General features: G+C 64.4%; 19 protein-coding genes. 12 read left to right on the forward strand and 7 right to left on the reverse strand.

From position 1 onward, the window contains the following. Positions 1–32: 32 nt before the first annotated feature. On the reverse strand, positions 33–1253 hold the full coding sequence (locus NLM25_RS01460; RefSeq protein WP_254135774.1) for a ubiquinone biosynthesis hydroxylase: 1221 nt from the start codon (positions 1251–1253) through the stop codon (positions 33–35). Positions 1254–1406: 153 nt separating this feature from the next. On the opposite strand from NLM25_RS01460, the gene tesB reads away from it, so the two are divergent. After that, entirely contained in the window at positions 1407–2270 is an 864-nt protein-coding gene (gene tesB / locus NLM25_RS01465; protein WP_254114856.1) for an acyl-CoA thioesterase II, read from the forward strand. A gap of 24 nt (positions 2271–2294) precedes the next feature. Here tesB and NLM25_RS01470 read toward each other — a convergent pair whose 3' ends face one another. Genes NLM25_RS01470 through NLM25_RS01485 form a run of 4 tightly spaced genes read right to left on the reverse strand, consistent with a single transcriptional unit; the run spans position 2295 to position 7280 of the window. After that, positions 2295–3257, reverse strand: coding sequence for a tripartite tricarboxylate transporter substrate binding protein (locus NLM25_RS01470; RefSeq protein WP_254114855.1), 963 nt, complete (start codon positions 3255–3257; stop codon positions 2295–2297). Between the two features lie 56 nt (positions 3258–3313). Continuing rightward, complete coding sequence (locus NLM25_RS01475; RefSeq protein WP_254135775.1) at positions 3314–4537, reverse strand: CaiB/BaiF CoA-transferase family protein; 1224 nt, start codon at positions 4535–4537, stop codon at positions 3314–3316. Between the two features lie 24 nt (positions 4538–4561). Next, positions 4562–5701 carry a MaoC family dehydratase N-terminal domain-containing protein gene (locus tag NLM25_RS01480; RefSeq protein WP_254135776.1) on the reverse strand — a complete coding sequence of 380 codons (1140 nt, stop codon included), beginning with the start codon at positions 5699–5701 and terminating at the stop codon, positions 4562–4564. 16 nt (positions 5702–5717) lie between these two features. Continuing rightward, positions 5718–7280 carry an acyl-CoA synthetase gene (locus tag NLM25_RS01485; protein ID WP_254135777.1) on the reverse strand — a complete coding sequence of 521 codons (1563 nt, stop codon included), beginning with the start codon at positions 7278–7280 and terminating at the stop codon, positions 5718–5720. Positions 7281–7454: 174 nt separating this feature from the next. Here NLM25_RS01485 and NLM25_RS01490 point away from each other — a divergent pair, with 174 nt between their 5' ends. Continuing rightward, the gene (locus tag NLM25_RS01490; RefSeq protein WP_254135778.1) at positions 7455–8231 is read left to right on the forward strand and encodes an IclR family transcriptional regulator; all 777 of its coding nucleotides are present in this window, start codon (positions 7455–7457) and stop codon (positions 8229–8231) included. Between the two features lie 24 nt (positions 8232–8255). Here the strand turns inward: NLM25_RS01490 and NLM25_RS01495 are convergent, their stop codons facing one another. Together NLM25_RS01495 and NLM25_RS01500 are read right to left on the reverse strand one after the other, a co-directional pair. Continuing rightward, the gene (locus tag NLM25_RS01495; protein ID WP_254135779.1) at positions 8256–9125 is read right to left on the reverse strand and encodes a DUF4339 domain-containing protein; all 870 of its coding nucleotides are present in this window, start codon (positions 9123–9125) and stop codon (positions 8256–8258) included. 32 nt (positions 9126–9157) lie between these two features. Continuing rightward, positions 9158–10054 (reverse strand): GYF domain-containing protein, encoded by an 897-nt coding sequence (locus NLM25_RS01500; RefSeq protein ID WP_254135780.1) that lies wholly within the window; start codon positions 10052–10054, stop codon positions 9158–9160. A 251-nt stretch (positions 10055–10305) separates the two neighbouring features. Between NLM25_RS01500 and NLM25_RS01505 the strand changes: the two genes are divergently transcribed. The 10 genes from NLM25_RS01505 to NLM25_RS01550 all read left to right on the forward strand — a co-directional run bounded on the left by NLM25_RS01505 (position 10306) and on the right by NLM25_RS01550 (position 19618). After that, positions 10306–10644, forward strand: coding sequence for a P-II family nitrogen regulator (locus NLM25_RS01505; protein ID WP_008142802.1), 339 nt, complete (start codon positions 10306–10308; stop codon positions 10642–10644). A 135-nt stretch (positions 10645–10779) separates the two neighbouring features. Further along, complete coding sequence (locus NLM25_RS01510) at positions 10780–12081, forward strand: ammonium transporter (RefSeq protein ID WP_254135781.1); 1302 nt, start codon at positions 10780–10782, stop codon at positions 12079–12081. 39 nt (positions 12082–12120) lie between these two features. Continuing rightward, entirely contained in the window at positions 12121–12435 is a 315-nt protein-coding gene (locus NLM25_RS01515; RefSeq protein WP_254114847.1) for a helix-turn-helix transcriptional regulator, read from the forward strand. Next, positions 12432–12788 (forward strand): SRPBCC domain-containing protein, encoded by a 357-nt coding sequence (locus NLM25_RS01520; protein WP_254135782.1) that lies wholly within the window; start codon positions 12432–12434, stop codon positions 12786–12788. Before NLM25_RS01515 ends, NLM25_RS01520 begins: the two co-directional genes overlap by 4 nt. Positions 12789–12890: 102 nt before the next feature. Then, a complete protein-coding gene (locus NLM25_RS01525) occupies positions 12891–13493 on the forward strand; it encodes an ATP-dependent Clp protease proteolytic subunit (RefSeq protein WP_254114845.1) in 603 nt (200 codons plus the stop codon). 456 nt (positions 13494–13949) lie between these two features. Next, positions 13950–14288 carry a P-II family nitrogen regulator gene (locus NLM25_RS01530; protein WP_008142813.1) on the forward strand — a complete coding sequence of 113 codons (339 nt, stop codon included), beginning with the start codon at positions 13950–13952 and terminating at the stop codon, positions 14286–14288. A 37-nt stretch (positions 14289–14325) separates the two neighbouring features. After that, on the forward strand, positions 14326–15774 hold the full coding sequence (locus NLM25_RS01535; protein ID WP_254114844.1) for an ammonium transporter: 1449 nt from the start codon (positions 14326–14328) through the stop codon (positions 15772–15774). Positions 15775–15991: 217 nt separating this feature from the next. Continuing rightward, entirely contained in the window at positions 15992–17590 is a 1599-nt protein-coding gene (locus tag NLM25_RS01540) for a caspase family protein (protein WP_254135783.1), read from the forward strand. 136 nt (positions 17591–17726) lie between these two features. After that, the gene (locus NLM25_RS01545; RefSeq protein ID WP_234684178.1) at positions 17727–18131 is read left to right on the forward strand and encodes a GFA family protein; all 405 of its coding nucleotides are present in this window, start codon (positions 17727–17729) and stop codon (positions 18129–18131) included. A 272-nt stretch (positions 18132–18403) separates the two neighbouring features. Beyond that, positions 18404–19618, forward strand: coding sequence for an aminotransferase class I/II-fold pyridoxal phosphate-dependent enzyme (locus NLM25_RS01550; RefSeq protein WP_254135784.1), 1215 nt, complete (start codon positions 18404–18406; stop codon positions 19616–19618).

Below are 19618 nucleotides of genomic sequence, written 5' to 3' on the forward strand. Positions count from 1 at the left end.
TACTCGCTATTCGCTACTCACCATTCGCCCCCTTACAACGCCTCGCCCTTCAACAGCCTCGGCACCTCGCCTGTCAGCCCGGCTGCCTGGCGGATGAAGAGGTTCTTCAGCGGCGGGGCGCGGTCGACGAGGCCGAGGCCGATGTCGCGCACGGTGCGCAGCAGCGTCGACTGGTTGGAGAACAGGAAGTTCAGCGAGTTGGTGGCAACGCCCATCGCCATGGTGTCGAAGCGGCGCCAGCGCTGGTAGCGTTCGAGCACGTCGGCCCCGCCGAGATCCATGCCGAGCCGTGCGGCATCGACCACGACCTCGGCCAGCGCGGCAACATCCTTCAGGCCCATGTTGAGACCCTGGCCCGCGATCGGGTGAATCACATGCGCGGAATCGCCGACCAGCGCGAGGCGCTCGGCGATGAAGGAGCGCGCCACGAAATAGGACAGCGGAAACGCGCGCGGCTTGTCGAGCGCCTTGACCTCGCCGAGATGCAGGCCGAAGCGGCGCTCGAGCTCGCCGTGAAACTCCTCCTCGCCCAGCGCAATGATGCGCGCGGCCTCAGCTCGGCGCTCGGTCCACACCAGCGATGATCGCTTGCCGGATAGCGGCAGGATCGCGAACGGACCTGCGGGCAGGAAGTGCTCTTCGGCGCGGCCTTCGTGATCGCGCTCATGGCCGACGGTGACGACGATGCCGGACTGATCGTATTCCCAGCCATGGGTGGCGATGCCCGCACGTTCGCGCAGCTTCGACCGCGCGCCATCGGCGGCGACCAGGAGGCTCGCCGCGATCACGCTGCCGTCGCCGAGCGTCACGTCGATGCCTTCGGAACGCGAATCGTAGGACGCGACCGTGGTGGCGCGGAGATCGATGCCCTCGGCCTCGGCCCGCACCACCAGCGCATCGATCAGCCGGCGGTTCTCGACCATATGGGCGAACGGCTCGCCCGGCGCGACATCGCCGGCAAAGTTGAGGAACACCGGACGGGTGGCGTCCTCCAGCCTGGAATCGGTGACGACCATGTCGAGGATCGGCTGCGCCTCGGCCCTGACGTCGTCCCAGGCGCCGATCGCCTCGAACAGGCGGCGGCAGGCGGCCACGATCGCGGTCGCGCGCGGGTCACGGCTCGGACGCGTGCTGAGCGCCGGGTCGGCGACGATGACGGGAATCTCGGGCCCGAGCCCCTGGCGCAACGCCAGGGCCAGCGCCAGCCCTGCAAACGCGCCGCCGCCAATGACAATGCTACCCTGTACCGACATACCCAAGTTTTCCTGCCAAAATCCCAGTCAATTCTTGGTCTTGCTAGCAGACTATAGCTGGGCGAAACAGTGAGGTGAAACAAGGGCCGCGAGCCCCCATTGTGTCATTCCGGAGCAGTCGGCCCGGGAGTGACGAGGCGAAAGCTGAATTTCATGTCCAAGAGCCTGTTCGACCTGATTTCGATCCTCGACCTCGAACAGCTCGAGGTAAACCTGTTCCGCGGCAACAGCCCGAAGACGGACTGGCAGCGGGTCTTTGGCGGCCAGGTGATCGGGCAGGCCATGGTCGCGGCCTGCCGGACCGTCGAGGGGCGCCTGCCGCATTCGCTGCATTGCTATTTCATCCTGCCCGGCGACCCGAAGGTTCCGATCATCTACCAGGTCGAGCGCCTGCGCGACGGCAAGAGCTATTCGACGCGCCGCGTCACCGCGATCCAGCATGGCAACGCGATCTTCTCGATCATGGTCTCGTTCCATGCCGAGGAGGACAGCGCCTTCGATCACCAGGACAGGATGCCTGATGTGCCGCCGCCGGAAAAGCTGACCGCAGAGGAAGTTGCGAAACAGCCGATGTTCAAGGAGATGCCGGAGTTCATCCGGCGCTATTATGAAATGGATCGGCCGATCGAATTGCGCCCTGTCGAGATCGGCCGCTATTTCGGCCAGAAGGTCGACGACGGCCGCATTCACATCTGGATCCGTACGGCCGCGAAACTTCCTGATGATCCGGCACTGCATCTGTGCGCGCTCGCCTACGCGTCGGACTTCTCGCTGCTCGACGCGATCATGGCGCGCTACGGCCGCACGCTGTTCGACAAGCGCATGATGCCGGCGAGTCTCGATCACGCGATGTGGTTTCACCGCCCGTTCCGCGCCGACGAATGGCTGCTTTACGCCCAGGATTCGCCGAACGCACGCGGCGGCCGCGGCCTGTCGCGCGGCCTCATCTTCAAGCCTGATGGCACGCTGGTGGCTTCCGTCGCGCAGGAAGGCTCCGTGCGCGAGCGCAAAGCCTGAAGCATGATCTCACGGCGGCCGACGTCAGCCGCCCTGTAGACCCGTGGCCTTGATCACCGGCCCCCATTTGAGCCGCTCCCGCGTCTCGAACCGGGCAAGGTCCGTCGGCGTTCCGCCGGCCGGATCAAATCCCAGCTCCTGCAGCCGCTTCCGCGTCTCGGGCAGGGCCAGCGCCCTGGCGAACTCGCCGTTCAACAGCTCGATGACGGCCTTTGGCGTGTCGCGCGGCGCGTAAAAGGCATTCCACCCCGCCATCTCGAAATCAGGCACGCCCTGCTCGGCAACGGGCTTCACGCCCGGCAGAAGTTCGCTCGGCTTCAGCACGGTGATGCCGAGCGCCTTCAGCTTGCCGTCGTCGATCTGAGTGCGCACCGCCGTTACCGTATCGATCAGCAGCGGCACCTGTCCGCCGAGCACGTCGGTCATCGCCGTCGCCGATCCCTTGTAGGGAACGCCGAACACCGGGGCACCGGTCATTTCCTTGAGAAACTCGAAGATGACACGCGCCGTCGTGCTCGGCAGGGCGATGTCGATCTTGTCAGGCTTCGACTTGGCCGCGGCGATCAGGTCGGCCACGTTGTTTCCGGCGAACGACGGACTGGCCGTGATCACCAGCGGCAGCTTGCCCACCAGGATGATCGGGGCGAAATCCTTGTCCGGCACAAAGCCCAGCGAGGGATACATGAACTCGTTCATGGTCTGGGTGGCGTTGGTGCCCATCAGCAGCGTGTAGCCGTCGGGCTCGGCGTGCGCCGCCTGCTCGGCACCGATATTGCCGCCGGCACCGGGCTTGTTCTCGACATAGAAGCGCTGGCCCAGCGTGCGCGACAGATGGTCGGCGAGGTATCGCGCCACGACGTCGGTGCCCTGGCCCGCCTGATAGGGAACGATGATCCTGACCGGCCTCGTCGGATAGGTTTGCGCGAAGCTTGCGCAACTCCATAGCAGGGCCAGCCATCCCACGGCCCATCTCGCGGATTTCAGCATGCTCGTTTCCTCTCGTTATATTTATATTTGTTTTGATTGTTGTCTTGGTCGCCTTCTTATCGTTGTGCGGGGTCCTTCCGTTGCGGCGCGACGATGCCTGCATCGAGCAGGCGGTCGATCATCGCGTCGCCAAGACCGGCTTCCGCCAGAATTTCACGGGTATGCTCGCCGAAGCGGGGCGGCCGCCGCCCGGTGCGACCGGGCGTCTGCGCGAGCTTCACGGGAATGCCGGGTGCACGATGGCCCTCGCTTTCGACCAGCATGTCGCGATGGGCGGCATGGGCTTGCGCGAACGCCTGCGGCACGGTGTTGACGGCGCCCGCGGGAACGCCGGCCTGCATCAATTCACGGCAAAGCGTCTCCGATTTGAAGCCGGCCAGCGTGCGTTCCAGCTCGGTGCGCAGCGCTGCGACGTGAGTGAGCCGGTCGGCATTGGTCCGAAAGCGCGGATCATCCAAGAGGTCACCGCGTCCGACCTTCTGGCAGAAGCGGCGAAACTGACCATCGTTGAGGATGCCGAGGAATATCTCGCCGTCGGCCGCCGCGAACTTGTCGTAGGGCGCGATGTTGGGATGGGCGCTGCCGAGACGACCGGGCGCGTCCCCCGAGCAGATCCAGTTCGCCGCGTGCGGAACCAGCAGGCCGAGCGCGGTGTCGAACAGCGTCACCTCGACGCGCTGCCCCTGTCCGGTCCGTTCGCGCGCCGCGAGCGCCAGCAATACGCCCGTGAGCGCATTGTAGCCGGTGACGTAGTCGACGATGGGAACGCCGACGCGCGTGGCGCCCGAATCCTGCGTCCCGTTGATGCTCATCAGGCCGCACATGGCCTGGAGCACCGCATCGTAGCCGGGAAGTCCGCCGAGCGGCCCGTCGGCGCCGAAGCCGGAGATGGCGCAGTAGATCAAGCGCGGAAAGCGCGCGGACAAATGAGCGTCGTATCCGAGGCCCCAGCGCTCCATGGTGCCGGGCAGGAAATTCTCCACCAGCACGTCCGCGTCCTGCAGCAGGGCCTCGAGCACCGCGCGTCCCTCCGCGCGCGACAGGTCGAGCGCCATGCCGCGCTTGCCGCGGTTGACGGCGCCGAAATACGCGGCTTGTCCGGCCGCATCGAAGGGTGGCCCGAGACCGCGGGTCTCATCGCCGGATGGTGGCTCGATCTTGACGATTTCGGCGCCATGATCGGCCAGCATCTGCGTGCACAGCGGCCCCGCCAGCACGCGCGACAGATCGACGACCTTGAGGCCGGTCACCGCTCCGCGCGCGAGGTCAGGTGCGGGCATGCTCATTCGCCCAGTTGGTTGTTGTCAGGTGCGGCTCGGCAATTCCACGATGCCGGTTCCGAGAACGGACAGTTCATCGTCCTGGTTGCGTGCTTCCTGCTCGATCTCGACGAGGTGACGGCCGTTCTCGACGAATTTGCGCTTCACCTTGCCCTTGATGAACAGGATATCGCCTTCGGGATTGTGCCGGCGGATCTTGCAGGTCGCGCGGCGCAGGAAGCCGTCATCGCCCATCCAGTTGGTGAGGTGATGGGTGAGCCAGGAGCAACGCTCCGGGCCGTAATCATAGGCGCCGGGCGCGCCGACCTCGAGCGCGAATTCCTCTTCCCAGTGCACGCGCTCCGGACAGTCGGGGATATTGAAGCGGTTCGGGATGCCGAGGCCACGGTGGGCGTCCTGCAGCCTCCAGGCGAGCTTGTTGGCGCGAATGTAGAGACCGCCCCAGCCTTGCGCATAGGCGATGAAGCCGGTGACCGTCATCGGGCCCTTCAGCATCACCGGCAGCGCCTCGCCTTCGGTGACGTCCTGCCAGTAGCGCGGACGCGAGCCCTGAATCCGCTCCTCGGCGTAGTGCTTGTAGGCCGCGGCCAGCTCCTCGTCGCTGTAGCGGCGCGGCGCGCGGGCCTTGACCTCGCTGTACTTGGTGCCTTGGTCGCGCGCGTGGTCGCGCTCCGTTCGGAAGCACCAGCTGTCCGCTTCGGCGACGAGGTCGCCCTGCTGGTTGAAGAAATCGACATGATAGGTCTGCTGGATGGCACGGCCGGCGAAACGCGTCTGATGCTCGACGAGGTCCTTCAGCTTGGCCTCGGTCGAAATGACGTCGTTGCGCCTGACGGCCTTGTGCCAGGTCCAGTCCGCGCCCGACCACATGGCGTGGACGCCGGGCATCCCGCCGACATAACCCGACACGATGCGGCTGGTCGAGAACAGGAAGCTCGGCAGCGCGATGATGCCGCCATAGCTCGACTTGGCGGCGTATTCCGGATCGCACCAGAGCGGGTTGTCGTCGCCGATGCCGTGGGCGTAGTGACGGATGTTGTCGCGCGTTGCCTCGTAGCACCAGGGTTCGGCGGTGACGCCGATCGTGACGCCGATGCGCTTGCGCAGATCGTCGAGGCCCTCTTCGGTGATCTTCGGAAATCTGGTTTCGATCTTGTCGAGCATGTGACGTTCCCTTTCTCTAATTCGCGGCTTCTGATTGTTTGACGGCCTGCTCGCGGTCACGCAGCACCTTGCGGTTGACCTTGCCGGCCGGCGTCTTGGGCAGCTCCGTGACGAAGCTGAGGAGACGCGGATATTCGTGATGGCTGAGGCGCTGGCGCACGACGTCCTGGATCTCGTGCTCGAAGGACGCATCGCCCGGCCGGTCGGCGACGACGAAAGCCTTCACCACCTGCCCACGCAACGGATCGGGCACGCCGATGGCCGCGGCCTCGCGCACGTGCGGATGCTTCAGGATCGCATCCTCGATCTCGACCGCGCTCATAGTCCAGCCGGCGGAGATGATGACATCGTCGGCCCGGCCGCCGTGATAAAAGTACCCGTCCTCGTCGATGCGCCCGAGGTCCTTGGTCGCGATCCACTCGCCGCGGCGCCAGACTTTCAGCTCGCCGGCGACGCCAGGTGCGCACGACCGCCCCTCGGCATCCTGCACGTCGACGCGCCCGCCGGGGATCGGCTTGCCGAGCGATCCCGGCTTGACGGCGAAATCGTCCGCGCCGGGATAGCTCACCAGGATCACGCCGATCTCGGTGGTGCCGTACATGCTGCAAACCTGGCGGCCGAAGGTGTCGTTGACGAAGGCGGCCGTCTCGCTGTCGATCGGCTCGCCGGTGAACGACAATTTCTCCAGCGCGTAGCGGTAGCGCGGCGCGGCTCCGGAGTTTCGCATCATGCGATAATGCGTGGCGGCCGCGGAGATGTTGGTGAACTGATACTGCTCGAGCGCAGCCAGCAGCCGCTCCGGATTGAACTTGCCGGCATAGGCGCCGATGGTGATGCCGAGGGCCAGCGGCGCAAGCGTGCCGTGCCAGAGCCCATGCCCCCATGCCGGCGATGACGGGCATATGAAGCGATCGCCCGGCCGCAAACCGGTGCCGTACAACGCTGCCACCATCAGCGTCACGATCGAGCGATGCGTGTGCTTGACCGCTTCGGGCAATTCGCGCGTCGTGCCCGAGGTGTATTGAAACAGGGCCATCGCATCGGCCGCCGTATCGGTGGTGAAGTGCGGCGCAAAGCGCAGCAGGCCGTTCAGGAAAGCGTCATCGGCGACCACGACCTCCGTGCCGATCCCGGCGAGAAGTGGCGCCTTGTCCGCGTTCGTCACGATCAGCCGCGGCTTGCAGTCGTCGACACGCAGCTTGACGCCGTCAGGCCCGAACAGCGTGAACAACGGCACCGCAATGGCGCCGGCCTTCATGGTGCCGAACACCGACACATAGAAGGCGCGCGAGGGCTCGAGCATGACCGCCACGCGATCGCCCGGCTTGACGCCCTGGCTCACCAGGTAATGCGCGAAGCGCGAGGAGGCCTCCGCGAGCTCGCCAAAGCCCAGCACCTCGTCCGGCCCATCCGCGCGCACGACGATCACGGCCGGGTCGGAGCGGCCGGCGTGCCGGTCGATGCATTCATGCGCGATGTTCAGGCGCGCACGATTCCCCTCGAACAATTCCCAGAGCTTCTCGGAGGAGAAGTTGGACTGCGCGTCCGCGTAGCTCGTGTAGTCGGTCAGCTTGTTCATGACCGGCACGATACTCAAGCGAAGCTAATTGTCAAATAGCACTATCGATTGTATATGTACAATTAGTGTGAGGCAGAAGGAAGCCAGCTGCGCGGCCGGAAGTTCGAGCCGAGCCGGCGCTGCCGCGATGAGATGGTGTTGTTGCGCTCCGACCGCTGTTGTACCGATACGGTCATGCCGAATCCCCGATCACCCCGTGTCCGCGCCGTGCCTGCGGTCACGCGTGCCGTCGCCATCCTCCGCCTGCTCAGCCGCAGCCCCACGCCGCAGAGTCTCAAGGCGATTGCGGACACTCTCGATCTGGTGCCGAGCACTGCGTTGCACATCGTGCGGGCGCTGCTCGCGGAGGATTTGCTGCAGGTCGATCCGCAGACCAAGCGCTACAGCCTCGGCGTCGGCATGCTGCCGCTGGCGCGCGCCGTGCTCGAGAATGCCGACTTTCCCAGCCTGATGCGGCCGAAGCTCGAGGAGATATCAGGCCGCTACGGCGTCACGGCGATCGGCGTCGAGGTGCCGGATCTCGACAACATGATCGTCGTCGCACTGGCGCGCAGCCAGGCGCCGGTGCGGCTTCACGTCGACATCGGGAGCCGTTTTCCCGCATTGATCAGTGCCACGGGCCGCTGCGTCGCCGCCTTCAGCGGCCAGCCGGAGAAGGAGATCGAGAAGCGCTTCCGTCTTCTGCGCTGGCACAACGCGCCGACCTATGATGCCTGGCGCAAGGAAGTCGATCAGGTCCGCAAGCAGGGGTTCAGCATCGATCGCGGCAATTACATTGCCGGCGTGACGATCGTCGCCGTGCCCGTCCTGAACGCAAAGGGGACGATCTCGCACACCGTCGCGGCCGTCGGCCTCGGCAGCCAGCTCGACCGCGCAAATTCGCTGGCGCTGGCACGCGACATGCGCGCCGTCGCCGAAGCGATCGCCGCGCAACTGGCGATTCACGCCTGAGACATCGCGCGCGAACGGAAAGGCCTAGGCGTTCGTGCCTGCACCGCGTTCAACGAGCGCGAATTGCGACATGGTCCAGGCGAAATACCGCCGCAGCAGCCACGGAATCGGAATCAGGAAGAGACATCCGAAACCGAATGCCAGGGTGCGCCAGAGCAGCTGGAAGCCGGTGGCGGTGAAGACTATCTCGCGGCGCGTCCCAATGATGCCACGACATATCCACCGCATCCACGCAGCCATGACCCAGGCCCAGCCGATGATCGTGAACACGGCGAGGAACATCACGATCTGCCAGCCGATGAAGCCCCATACGCTGCCGGTGTATGTCATCGGAATCGGCTGACCATTCGAGCTGAGATTGGCGACCACCCAGCGCATGATCATCCAGGACAGGACCGCCTGGACCGGCATCGCCAGAATCTGAAGGATGCTATCGACATAACCTGCGTAGCCGACCAGCCCCATCGCGACGAAGACGTACCAGATATCTCCGACCTGGCCGGTGAAGGTGATGTTCGGTCGCTGCGGAACGTAAACGCGCGGGAAGAGCCAGCGATAATAGCCTGTCGCGGTCCACGGCGCCGGGATCACCAGCAGGTTGCCGATCACCAGCAGGATCCACCATCCCAGGAACGACCAGAGCGGCAGGTCCACCGATAGCGGACCTCCGCTATGGCCGCTCGAGCTGCCATCGATCAGCAAGGCGGGCGGCGCCGCGGCGCCCGGGACGAGACCCGGCACCTCGCCGGCCTTCTGCCAGCCCGCCATTCCTTCCGCCCAGACCAGCGTATCGGCGCGCACGATGCCCTGGGCGATGAGGTCGCGAAACTGCGCCTCGGGAAACGGACCTTTCTGCTGGCCGCCGGATGCGTGAAACCAGATTCGGCTCGACATCCTGTCTGTTCGCTACCCGACGCCAGCAGCCGTTACATGCGAGCCTGCGCGCCGCGCGGAGCGAGCTCGGTCTGCGATGCGAACCAGTTCATGATCCAGCGATACACCCACGGGATCGGGATGATCAGGCTGAACAGGATCGCGGCCACGATCCCGCGCCAGAGGATCCCGAGACCGCTCCCCTTGAACACGATCTCGCGGCGCGTGCCTTCGATGCTGCGGCAGAACCAGCGCATCTGCGCCGCGGCGACCCAGGCCCAGCCAATGATCGTAATCATCGAGATCGCGAACAGCAGGTTCCAGCCGATATAGGCCCAGACCGAGCCCGTGAAGCTGAGCCCGAGCGGCTGCCCGTTGGAGGCAAGATTGGCCACCATCCATCTGGCCAGGAGCCAGTAGAGCGCGAGCTGCACGATGAACAGCAGATTGCTCAGTAGCGCACTGCCGATGAAGCCGATCACGATCGCCAGAACGATGAAGCCGAAGAACCAGGGCACCAGCGTCATCGCATTGCCGGTGAAGCTGAGATTGGGCCGGCCAGGCACCTTCACGCAGGACACGATCCATTTCGTGTACCAGACGAACACCCACGGAATCGGGATGATGAAGCACATGCCGATCAGCATCACGATGCTGCGCCAGGTGAACTCGAGGATGCCGAAATCGACCGCCAGCGATCCTCCGCTGGCGCCGCCGCCAGCGTAACCACCGCCGCCCATCATCGGCGGGCCGCCGGCCGGCATCATTGGAGGCGCACCGCCGCCGCCGATCAGGCCGGGGATTTCGGCGGCCTTCTGCCAGCCGGCCATGCCCTCCGACCACACCAGCGTATCCGGGCGTACAATCCCTTGCGCGACGAGGTCGCGGAACTGCCCCTCCGGATAGGGCCCCTGTTGCTTGCCCTCGGATGCGTAGAACCAACTCGCCATGAAGCGCCCCCTCAAACATACTTTTGTACCGGCCGGGACGCTTAGGTTCACCGCTTCGGTTCACCGCATCCATGCCAAAAACGCATTGTGAGGGATGAACGGATGCCCTGTACAGAGGCGGGCGTTCACATGGCCAAACGTTTTTCCGCTTCAGTCTGCAAGTTTTTTATGCCATTTGCCCGGAAAGATGCCAGATTGACGCGGCGCCGGGGACATACGGCGCGGCGCATCCCCGGGGAATAGGCCTGACCATGAAACTCGTCGTCGCGATCATCAAACCCTTCAAGCTCGATGAAGTCCGCCAGGCGCTGACCGCGATCGGCGTCCACGGCATGACCGTGACCGAGGTGAAAGGTTATGGCCGCCAGAAGGGCCATACCGAGATCTATCGCGGCGCGGAATATGTCGTGAACTTCCTGCCGAAGCTGAGAATCGAGATCGCTGTCGCCTCCGACGTCGCCGACAAGGCGGTCGCCGTGATCACCGCGACGGCGCGCACCGGGCAGATCGGCGACGGCAAGATCTTCGTCACGCCGATCGACCACGCGCTGCGCATCCGCACCGGCGAAACCGACAGCGACGCGCTCTAGATTTTGGTTTTGACGCGTTTTCTTTCCGCGAACCGGTATCCGCTTCGCTCGAAAACGCTCTGATACGTCTTCTTCGATCGCACCGGGCAACGACGCCATAGCGTGCGACGCAATTTCTATGCTGGGGGAAATGACATGGCGGGATTGTTGCGCCGCGCGGCCGTCATGGCTGCGCCGGTCGGATTGGTGTCGATCACTGCCGCGCCCGCGCATGCCGCGGCCTCCGAGATCAACACCGCCGACACCGCCTGGATGATCGTCGCCACCGCGCTGGTGCTGATGATGACGATCCCGGGGCTGGCGCTGTTCTACTCCGGCATGGTGCGCAAGAAGAACGTGCTCGCCACCATGGCGCAGAGCCTTGCCGCGGTGACGATGATCTCGATTCTCTGGGTGGCATTCGGCTATTCGCTCTGCTTCGTCGGCGACGGGCCGTGGATCGGCACGCTCGACCGCTGGTTCCTCGCGGGCATGACGATGGACAGCGTCAACCCGGCGGCGAAGACGATCCCGGAAGCGCTGTTCATGCTCTACCAGATGACCTTCGCCATCATCACGGTGGCGCTGGTCGCGGGCTCGGTCGCCGACCGGATGCGCTTCTCCGCCTATCTCGTGTTTTCGGTCGCCTGGTTCATCTTCGTCTACATTCCGCTGGCGCATTGGGTCTGGGGCGGCGGCTTCCTTGCCAGCATGGGCGTGCTGGATTTTGCCGGCGGTCTCGTCGTGCACCTGTCGGCCGGCACCGCCGGCCTCGTCGCCGCCAAGGTGATGGGGCGCCGCCACGGCTACGGCACTGAAAATCTGTCGCCGTTCGATCTGTCGCTCGCGGTGATGGGCACCGGCCTGTTGTGGGTTGGCTGGTTCGGCTTCAACGGCGGCTCGGCGGGCGCGGCCAATTCGCGCGCGGTGCTGGCGATCATCGCGACGCATCTTGCCGCCTGCTCCGGCGCGCTGACCTGGGGCGCGATCGAATGGTCGACCCGGCGCAAGCCGTCGGTGCTCGGCATGATCTCCGGCGCGGTTGCCGGGCTCGGCACCATCACGCCGGCCTCGGGCTTCGTCGCGCCATGGCATGGCATCATCATCGGCGTGATTGCGGGGGCGGTCTGCTACTGGGCCTGCACGTGGCTCAAGCACCGCTTCAATTACGACGACTCCCTCGACGTGTTCGGCGTCCACGGCATCGGGGGCCTGACCGGCACGCTGCTGGCCGGCGTGTTCGCAACCAGCGCGATCGGCGGCACTGCCGGCCTGATCGAGGGCCATCCGCAGCAATTGCTGATCCAGCTCTACGGGGTCGCGGTCACCTTCGTCTGGTCGGCGGGCGTGAGCTTCATTCTGCTCAAGCTGGTCGCCCTGTTCGTGCCGCTGCGCGTATCCCGTGAGCACGAGCTGGAGGGGCTGGATATTTCGCAGCACGGCGAGGCCTTGCAGTAAGGGCTTGCGCAACACATAAGCGCATGCTTATGTGTTGCCATGATCGAAGCCGACATCTTCAAGGCGCTTGCCGACCCGACGCGCCGAAAGGTCTTTGAAAAGCTTGCAGGCGGAAGCCTGAACGCCAGCGCTTTGCGCGACGGCCTGGAGATCAGCCAGCCGGCGATGTCGCAGCATCTCGCCGTGTTGCGCGCGGCAGGCCTGGTGCGCGAAGAGCGACAGGGCCGCTTCGTGAACTACGAGGTCGATCCGAACGGCATTGCCACCATCGGGACATGGCTCGCACGCTACCGCGCCTACTGGCCGAAGCGCATGGAAGCGCTCGCCGATCTCTTGAAGGAGATGGATCAATGAGCGACGCCGCGAAGCCCGATCATCCCGACACAGCCCTGGTGCTCGAATACGAATTCGATGCGCCACCGGCAAAAGTCTGGCGCGCCGTGACCATTCCGGCCTTGCGCGAACGCTGGCTGCCGGATTGCGACCTTGCCCGCGCCGAGCCGGAATCATCGATCACAGGCGAAGAAGTGCGCTACCGGCTGCGCGATTCCGAGCCGCCATTTCGCGAAAGCCACGTCATCTTCCGGATCGAGCCGAATGAGGACGGCGGCACCCGCATCAGCATCATCCAGCGGGTCTGCGACGATCGAACGAAGCTGCCGCAGCCGGCCAACAGCAATTGCTGCCTGATGCGCGCGGCGGCCTAGAGCATGATCCGGAAAAGTGTGAAGCGGTTTTCCGAGAAGATCATGCTCCACTAAGAGCACCACCCAAACAGACTTCATCACCTGCAGACATGGAGGTCGCCGATGCGCGACATGCTTCAGCTCGTCCCTATGGTCGTCGAACAATCCGCCCGCGGCGAGCGATCCTTCGACATCTACTCGCGGCTCCTGCGCGAGCGCATCATCTTCCTCAACGGCGAGGTCAATGATGCGATGTCGGGCCTCGTCTGCGCGCAATTGCTGTTCCTGGAGGCGGAGAATCCGAACAGGCCGATCAATCTCTACATCAACTCCTATGGCGGCGTGGTCACCTCAGGTCTCGCCATGTACGACACCATGCAGTTCATCAAGGCGCCGGTTCACACGCTGTGCATGGGCACCGCACGCTCGATGGGCTCGTTTCTGCTGATGGCCGGCGAGCCAGGCCACCGCGCCGCGCTGCCCAATGCGAGCCTTCACGTGCATCAGCCGCTCGGCGGCTTCCAGGGCCAGGCGTCCGATATCCTGATCCATGCCAACGAAATGCAGGAAACCAAGCGGCGCATCACCCGGCTCTACGCGCAGCATTGCGGACGCACCGAGGAAGAGGTGGAACGGACCCTGGACCGCGACCACTTCATGACCGCGCAACAGGGGGTCGAGTGGGGCTTGGTCGATCGGGTTTTTTCGGAGCGCGAGGCCGCCTGACGGTCCGACATGGACCTTCAGCCAAGGGACCGTCCGGCATCATCCGGCACGCTCCATCCTGCTCAAGCTGGCTGATCCGCTGCGCATATCCCATGGGCACGCATTCGAAGAGCTCGATATTTGGCAGCGCAGTTAGGCTGCTCGGCGAGCCTCTCCGTAATTAGATACCTTCTAACTGCCCGACACATGAGCAAGATTGTGTCGGCAGCCTGTCGTGCTCGTCTTTTGAGCAGGCGTGGTCATGTTTTAAGCGCGACGTAATAGCGCACTGCACCCCACTACGCGTCAAAGGCGAAAACACCCGTTTTCATAGTCCGTTAGGCAAGCCGCCCGATCTGGCACGGCATTTGATTCTAAGGGTCCTGGCTGTGCCCGCGTAGTGAACTTCTCCCTCGTGGCGAACCAGTCGAGAAACGCCCGGCCACGTCCGGACCGGGCCAAGCGGGGATAGGACCCATGAAAATTGTTATGGCGATTATCAAGCCATTCAAGCTGGAAGAAGTCCGTGACGCCCTGACCGCCATCGGCGTTCACGGTCTCACGGTGACGGAAGTCAAGGGATATGGCCGCCAGAAGGGCCATACGGAAATCTATCGCGGTGCTGAATACGCCGTGAGCTTCCTGCCCAAGATCAAGATCGAAGTCGCTGTCGCCTCCGACCAGGTCGACAAGACCATCGACGCCATCACGTCCGCCGCGAAAACCGGGCAGATCGGCGACGGCAAGATCTTCGTCATCAACCTCGACCATGCGGTTCGCATCCGCACCGGCGAGGCCGATGCCGCGGCCCTTTGATTTCGCGCTCAACCTTTACCAATCAGGAGTGAATAAAATGACGTTTAAGCGTCCCTATGGCGCGGGATTGGCGGCTCTCGCAGTCGGCATGTTCGCTGCGACCGCGGCCTATGCCGAGCCAACGGTCAACAAGGGAGACAACGCCTGGATGCTGACATCGACAGTGCTCGTGCTGTTGATGACGATCCCCGGCCTCGCGCTGTTCTACGGCGGCCTCGTCCGTTCCAAGAACATGCTCTCCGTCCTGATGCAGGTGTTCTACACCGTCTGCGTCGTCACCGTGATCTGGGCCGTCTACGGCTACAGCCTCGCCTTCACCGGCGGTTCCGACTTCATCGGCGGCTTCTCCAAGGCCTTCATGATGGGCGTCACCACCGACTCGAAGGCCGCGACCTTCTCGGTCGACGCCAACATCTCGGAACTCATCTACATGTGCTTCCAGATGACCTTCGCGGCGATCACGCCCGCCCTCATCGTCGGCGCCTTCGCCGAGCGCATGAAGTTCGCGGCGATCGCGCTGTTCATCCCGCTCTGGGTCACGCTGATCTATTTCCCGATCGCGCACATGGTCTGGTACTGGCCCGGCCCGGACATGATCCAGGACGCTGCCAAGGCTCTCGCTGCTGCCACTGACGCGGCGGCAAAGACCGCGGCGCAGGCCAAGCTCGACGAGATCAACGCCGACGCAGGCTGGATCTTCAAGAAGGGCGCGATCGACTTCGCGGGCGGCACCGTGGTGCACATCAACGCCGGCATCGCAGGTCTCGTCGGCGCTCTCCTGATCGGCAAGCGCGTCGGCTACGGCAAGGAGCTGATGGCTCCGCACTCGCTGACCATGTCGATGATCGGCGCCTCGCTGCTCTGGGTCGGCTGGTTCGGCTTCAACGCCGGCTCCAACCTCGAGGCCAACGGCGGCGCTGCCCTCGCCATGACCAACTCCTTCGTCGCCACCGCAGCCGCCGCGCTGTCGTGGATGTTCGCGGAGTGGATCATCAAGGGTCACCCGTCGGTGCTCGGCGTCATCTCCGGCGCTGTCGCGGGCCTCGTGGCGGTCACGCCTGCGGCCGGCTTCTCCGGCGTGATGGGCGCGATCGTGCTCGGCCTCGTCGTCGGCGTGGTCTGCCTGTTCTTCTGCACCGTCGTGAAGAACGCGCTCGGCTACGATGACAGCCTCGACGTGTTCGGCGTGCACTGCGTCGGCGGCATCGTCGGCGCCCTCGGCACCGGCATCCTCGTCAACCCGGCGCTGGGTGGCGCGGGCATCATCGACTACACCGCGATCCCGCCGAAGGTCGCCGATTACGACTTCGCGGCGCAGATGCTCTCGCAAGTGTGGGGCGTCGGCACCACGCTGGTGTGGTCGGGCATCGGTTCGGCGATCCTCTACAAGGTCGTCGATGTGATCGTTGGCCTCCGCGCCAATGTCGAGAGCGAGCGTGAAGGCCTCGACATCACCGAGCACACCGAGCGCGCCTACAACATGTAAGTCTCCTCCCGGGCGCGGCCCCTCCGGGGGCCGCACCCACAACTACGGTTTGGGGCACATACCCGGCAATGTCCCGACCGTTGAGGGGCTCCAGCGCAAGCTGGAGCCCCTTTCTTTTTGGCGCGCCGCATCGTCGCAGCAGCTGGGCCTGCATCAAGCCCAAATTGCATTGTCCCAAGACTGGTGAATATCATGCTCCCGCCCGGAGCACGGTTTCATGCGCCTGTTGCGTTACGTGACCTTGTGTTTGCTGTTGCTCGCCTTGTCTGCCCTCGACGCCAAGGCTGACAAGCGCGTCGCGCTGGTAATCGGCAACGGCGCCTACCGGAACGTTCCCACCCTTGCCAATCCGACCAATGATGCGGCCGACGTCGGCGCGGCCCTGAAGCGATCGGGATTCGAACCTCTGGTCGTGACCGATCTCGATCAGGCCGCCATGCAGGAAGCCGTTCTTCGCTTTGCGCGCGCGGCCCGCGGCGCCGACGTGGCCTTGTTCTATTACAGCGGACACGCACTTCAATTCGCAGGCGTCAACTATCTGGTGCCCATCGATGCTGTCGTGCGCGACGAGGTCGATCTGCGGCGCCTGGTCCGCGCCGACGAGATTCTGGCGGATCTCCAGCAGGCCAAGAACCTGCGCATCCTCGTGCTCGACGCCTGCCGCGACAATCCGTTCGCCGACGAGCTGCGGCGAAACGTCGGACAAACACGTGGCGCAACCGTCGGCCGCGGGCTGGCCAAGATGGAGAGCCCGGAAGGCACCATCATCTCCTATGCGACCCAGGCCGGTCGCACCGCCGACGACGGCAACGGCCGCAACAGTCCTTATACCAGTGCGTTTCTTGAGCACATCAGCGACAGAGACAACATCAACGCGGTGTTCCAGACGATCGGCGCCAGCGTCTACCGGCGCACCAAGGGATCACAGGTCCCGGAGCTGTCGCTGTCGTTCTTCGGCGAGCTTTACCTCAATGGCAAAGCCGAAATCGCAGCGCTGACACCATCGTCACCTCGGACTGACCCTTGCGCAGAGGCCGCCGACCATTGGCGCGGTGCGGATGCGCTCGGGACCGTCACGGCATTCAGGGATCATCTGCTTCGCTTCCCGTCCTGTGCCTTCGCAGACCTGGCGAAATATCGCATCGAGCTGTTGTCGAAGCCCATCGAAAGCGCGAAGCGCCCGACCACTTTCGACGGAGCCTGGATCGCCAACGAAAGCTGCGAAAGCAAGCCGCCTTTTCCAGAATCGCGTCGCCAATATGTGTTTCGCATCAAGGACGGAGTGCTGCACACCGTGTTAGGGGACGCAGGCCAGCCCGGCTCCGTGATCTATGACGGCAAGATCGAACCGGACGGCAGCAGTACCGTCTCGGTCAACGGTATCGTTGGCGACAAGGATCCGCTGAACCGCACTCGCGGATCGTCCTATCAGTACAAGGTCGTGATCGAACTAAAGGATTCCAAAGGGGCTGGCGTCCGCACCGAAACCTATTGGCCGTGTCGTTACGACTTTTCGAAGGTATCCGCGCCGAGCGGAGAAGCCGATCGGAGGCAGCCCGACCCGAAGCGCGCCGCAAAGCGTAATGACAATGCGGCTGCTGCACCTTCCGATCGGCGCGAGGGCGGACAGGCCACGCCAGGCGGCAACGGGATGAGTTGCTCCATCATGCGCAGAAATTGCGCGGTGGCTTGCGTCAACTTTGGCGGCCAGCTGAATTGCGGCTCAACCTTTTGCGTGCGACAGGAAGCGGAATGCATGAGCAGCGGATGCTGGAGAAGTCGAGCTTTCAACGGCTGCGGCCTCGCCAGGCGATAGGCGCAAGGCAATATCCATGGCCTGACCATCGATCGGGCCGCATTCTTTTTGACCGCGCGCAAAAGAAAAGGATTGCCATTCCAGATTGCCGGCGCAGAAATACCGGCCACAACGAACAACAAATCGGGAGGTCGTCATGCGTTTGGAAGGCGGATGCTATTGCGGCGAAGTGCGCTACGTGGCCGAAGGCGATCCGATGATGCAGGCCCAGTGTCATTGCCGAGAGTGCCAGTACATCTCGGGCGGCGCGCCCAACACCTTCATCGCGATGCCGGCGACCGGCTTCAGCTACATCACAGGGCAGCCCAAGCAGTTCACGCGCAAGGACCTCGAGCGCGCCGTGACGCGCGAATTCTGCGCCGAATGCGGCACCCATCTGGTGACCAAGGTTCCGGGCCTGCCGGCCGCGATCCTGAAGGTCGGCACGCTGGACGAGCCAAAACAGTTCCACCCGCAGATGGCGATCTACACCTGCGACAAGCAGGAGTTCCATGCGATCCCCGCGGGCATGGCGACATTCGAGAAGCTGCCGGGGCACTAGGCGCCGGCGATGCAATTTGCACGACGGTGATGCGCAAGATTCGGCGCCCCGCAAAGGGCGCCGGGGCGGCCTGAGTTTCGCGATGCGGGAACCCGCAACGTCGCGAACAAGCCCCGCATCCCGTTGTTATCCGGCCCAATTATTCCACTCTGGACGGGCCGGCCGGCCGATGGTTAATCGCGTCTTAACCTCGCCCTATCTATGGTGAACTGAACCGCTTTCCCGCCGGCGCCTGCGCGCGACCGGCTGTTCCGAGAGTACTGGCGCCCAGAATGGTCATGACCGCCTCATCCCGTGCGCCGCAGGCCAGTGGAAGCTCCGACAACGAACGCTCGCCCTTTGTCCGGCTGAACGAGCTGTTGGCGCCGCATCAGCCCGGCAAACCCTTGATTTCGCTCGCAGTCGGCGAACCGCAGCATCCGGTGCCCGATTTCGTCGGTCCGGTGCTGGCCAAGCATATCGCCGATTTCGGCCGTTACCCGATGAACCAGGGCACCGAGCCATTCCGCCAGGCGGCGAGCGCCTGGTTGTCGTCGCGCTTCAAGCTGCCGCGGCCGCTCGACCCCAAGGCTGAGATTCTCGTCCTCAATGGCAGCCGAGAGGGGCTGTTCCTCGCCGCGATCGCGGCTGCGCGCTATGTCGGCCCGCGTCCCGGCAAGCCCGCCATCCTGATGCCGAACCCGTTCTATCCGGTCTATGGCGCCGGCGCCGGCGCCGCGGCCTGCGAACAGGTTTATCTGCCGACAACGATCGAAAACGGGTTCCTGCCCGATCTCGACGCCATCGACGAAGCGACGCTCGCGCGCACCGTGGCGTTCTATCTGGCCTCGCCGGCCAATCCGCAAGGCTCGGTCGCCAAGCCCGACTATTTCAGGCGGCTGAAGCAGCTTGCCGACCGCTACGGCTTCGTGATCCTCAGCGACGAGTGCTATTCCGAGATCTACACCCGCGAAGCCCCGGGCAGCGCGCTGGAATGCGCCGGCCCCGATTTCACCCGCGTGGTTGCGTTCCAGTCGCTGTCGAAGCGCTCCAACCTGCCGGGCCTGCGTGTCGGCTTCGCCGCCGGCGACAAGAAACTCATCGGCATATTCCTGGAGCTGCGCAACATCGCGGCGCCGCAGGTGCCGGTGCCGCTCCAGCATGTCGCGACCGTTGCCTATGGCGATGAGGCGCATGTCGAGGAGAACCGCAGGCTCTACCGGATCAAGTTCGATCTCGCCGACCAGATCATCGGCGATCGTTACGGCTATCGCCGGCCCGACGCGGGCTTCTGCGTCTGGCTCAATACGTCCGAGATCGGCGACGATGTCTCCGTGACTCTCAAGCTTTTCAAGGAAGCCGGCGTGCGCGTGGTGCCCGGTTCCTTTCTGGCGCGGCGTCAGCCCGACGGCTTCAATCCCGGTGCCGGCTACATTCGCCTGGCACTGGTGCAGGATAGTGAGACCACGGCGCAGGCGCTGCACCGGCTGGTCGAAACTCTGGGTTAG

Source organism: Bradyrhizobium sp. CCGB01, from assembly GCF_024199795.1.
GTDB lineage: Bacteria > Pseudomonadota > Alphaproteobacteria > Rhizobiales > Xanthobacteraceae > Bradyrhizobium.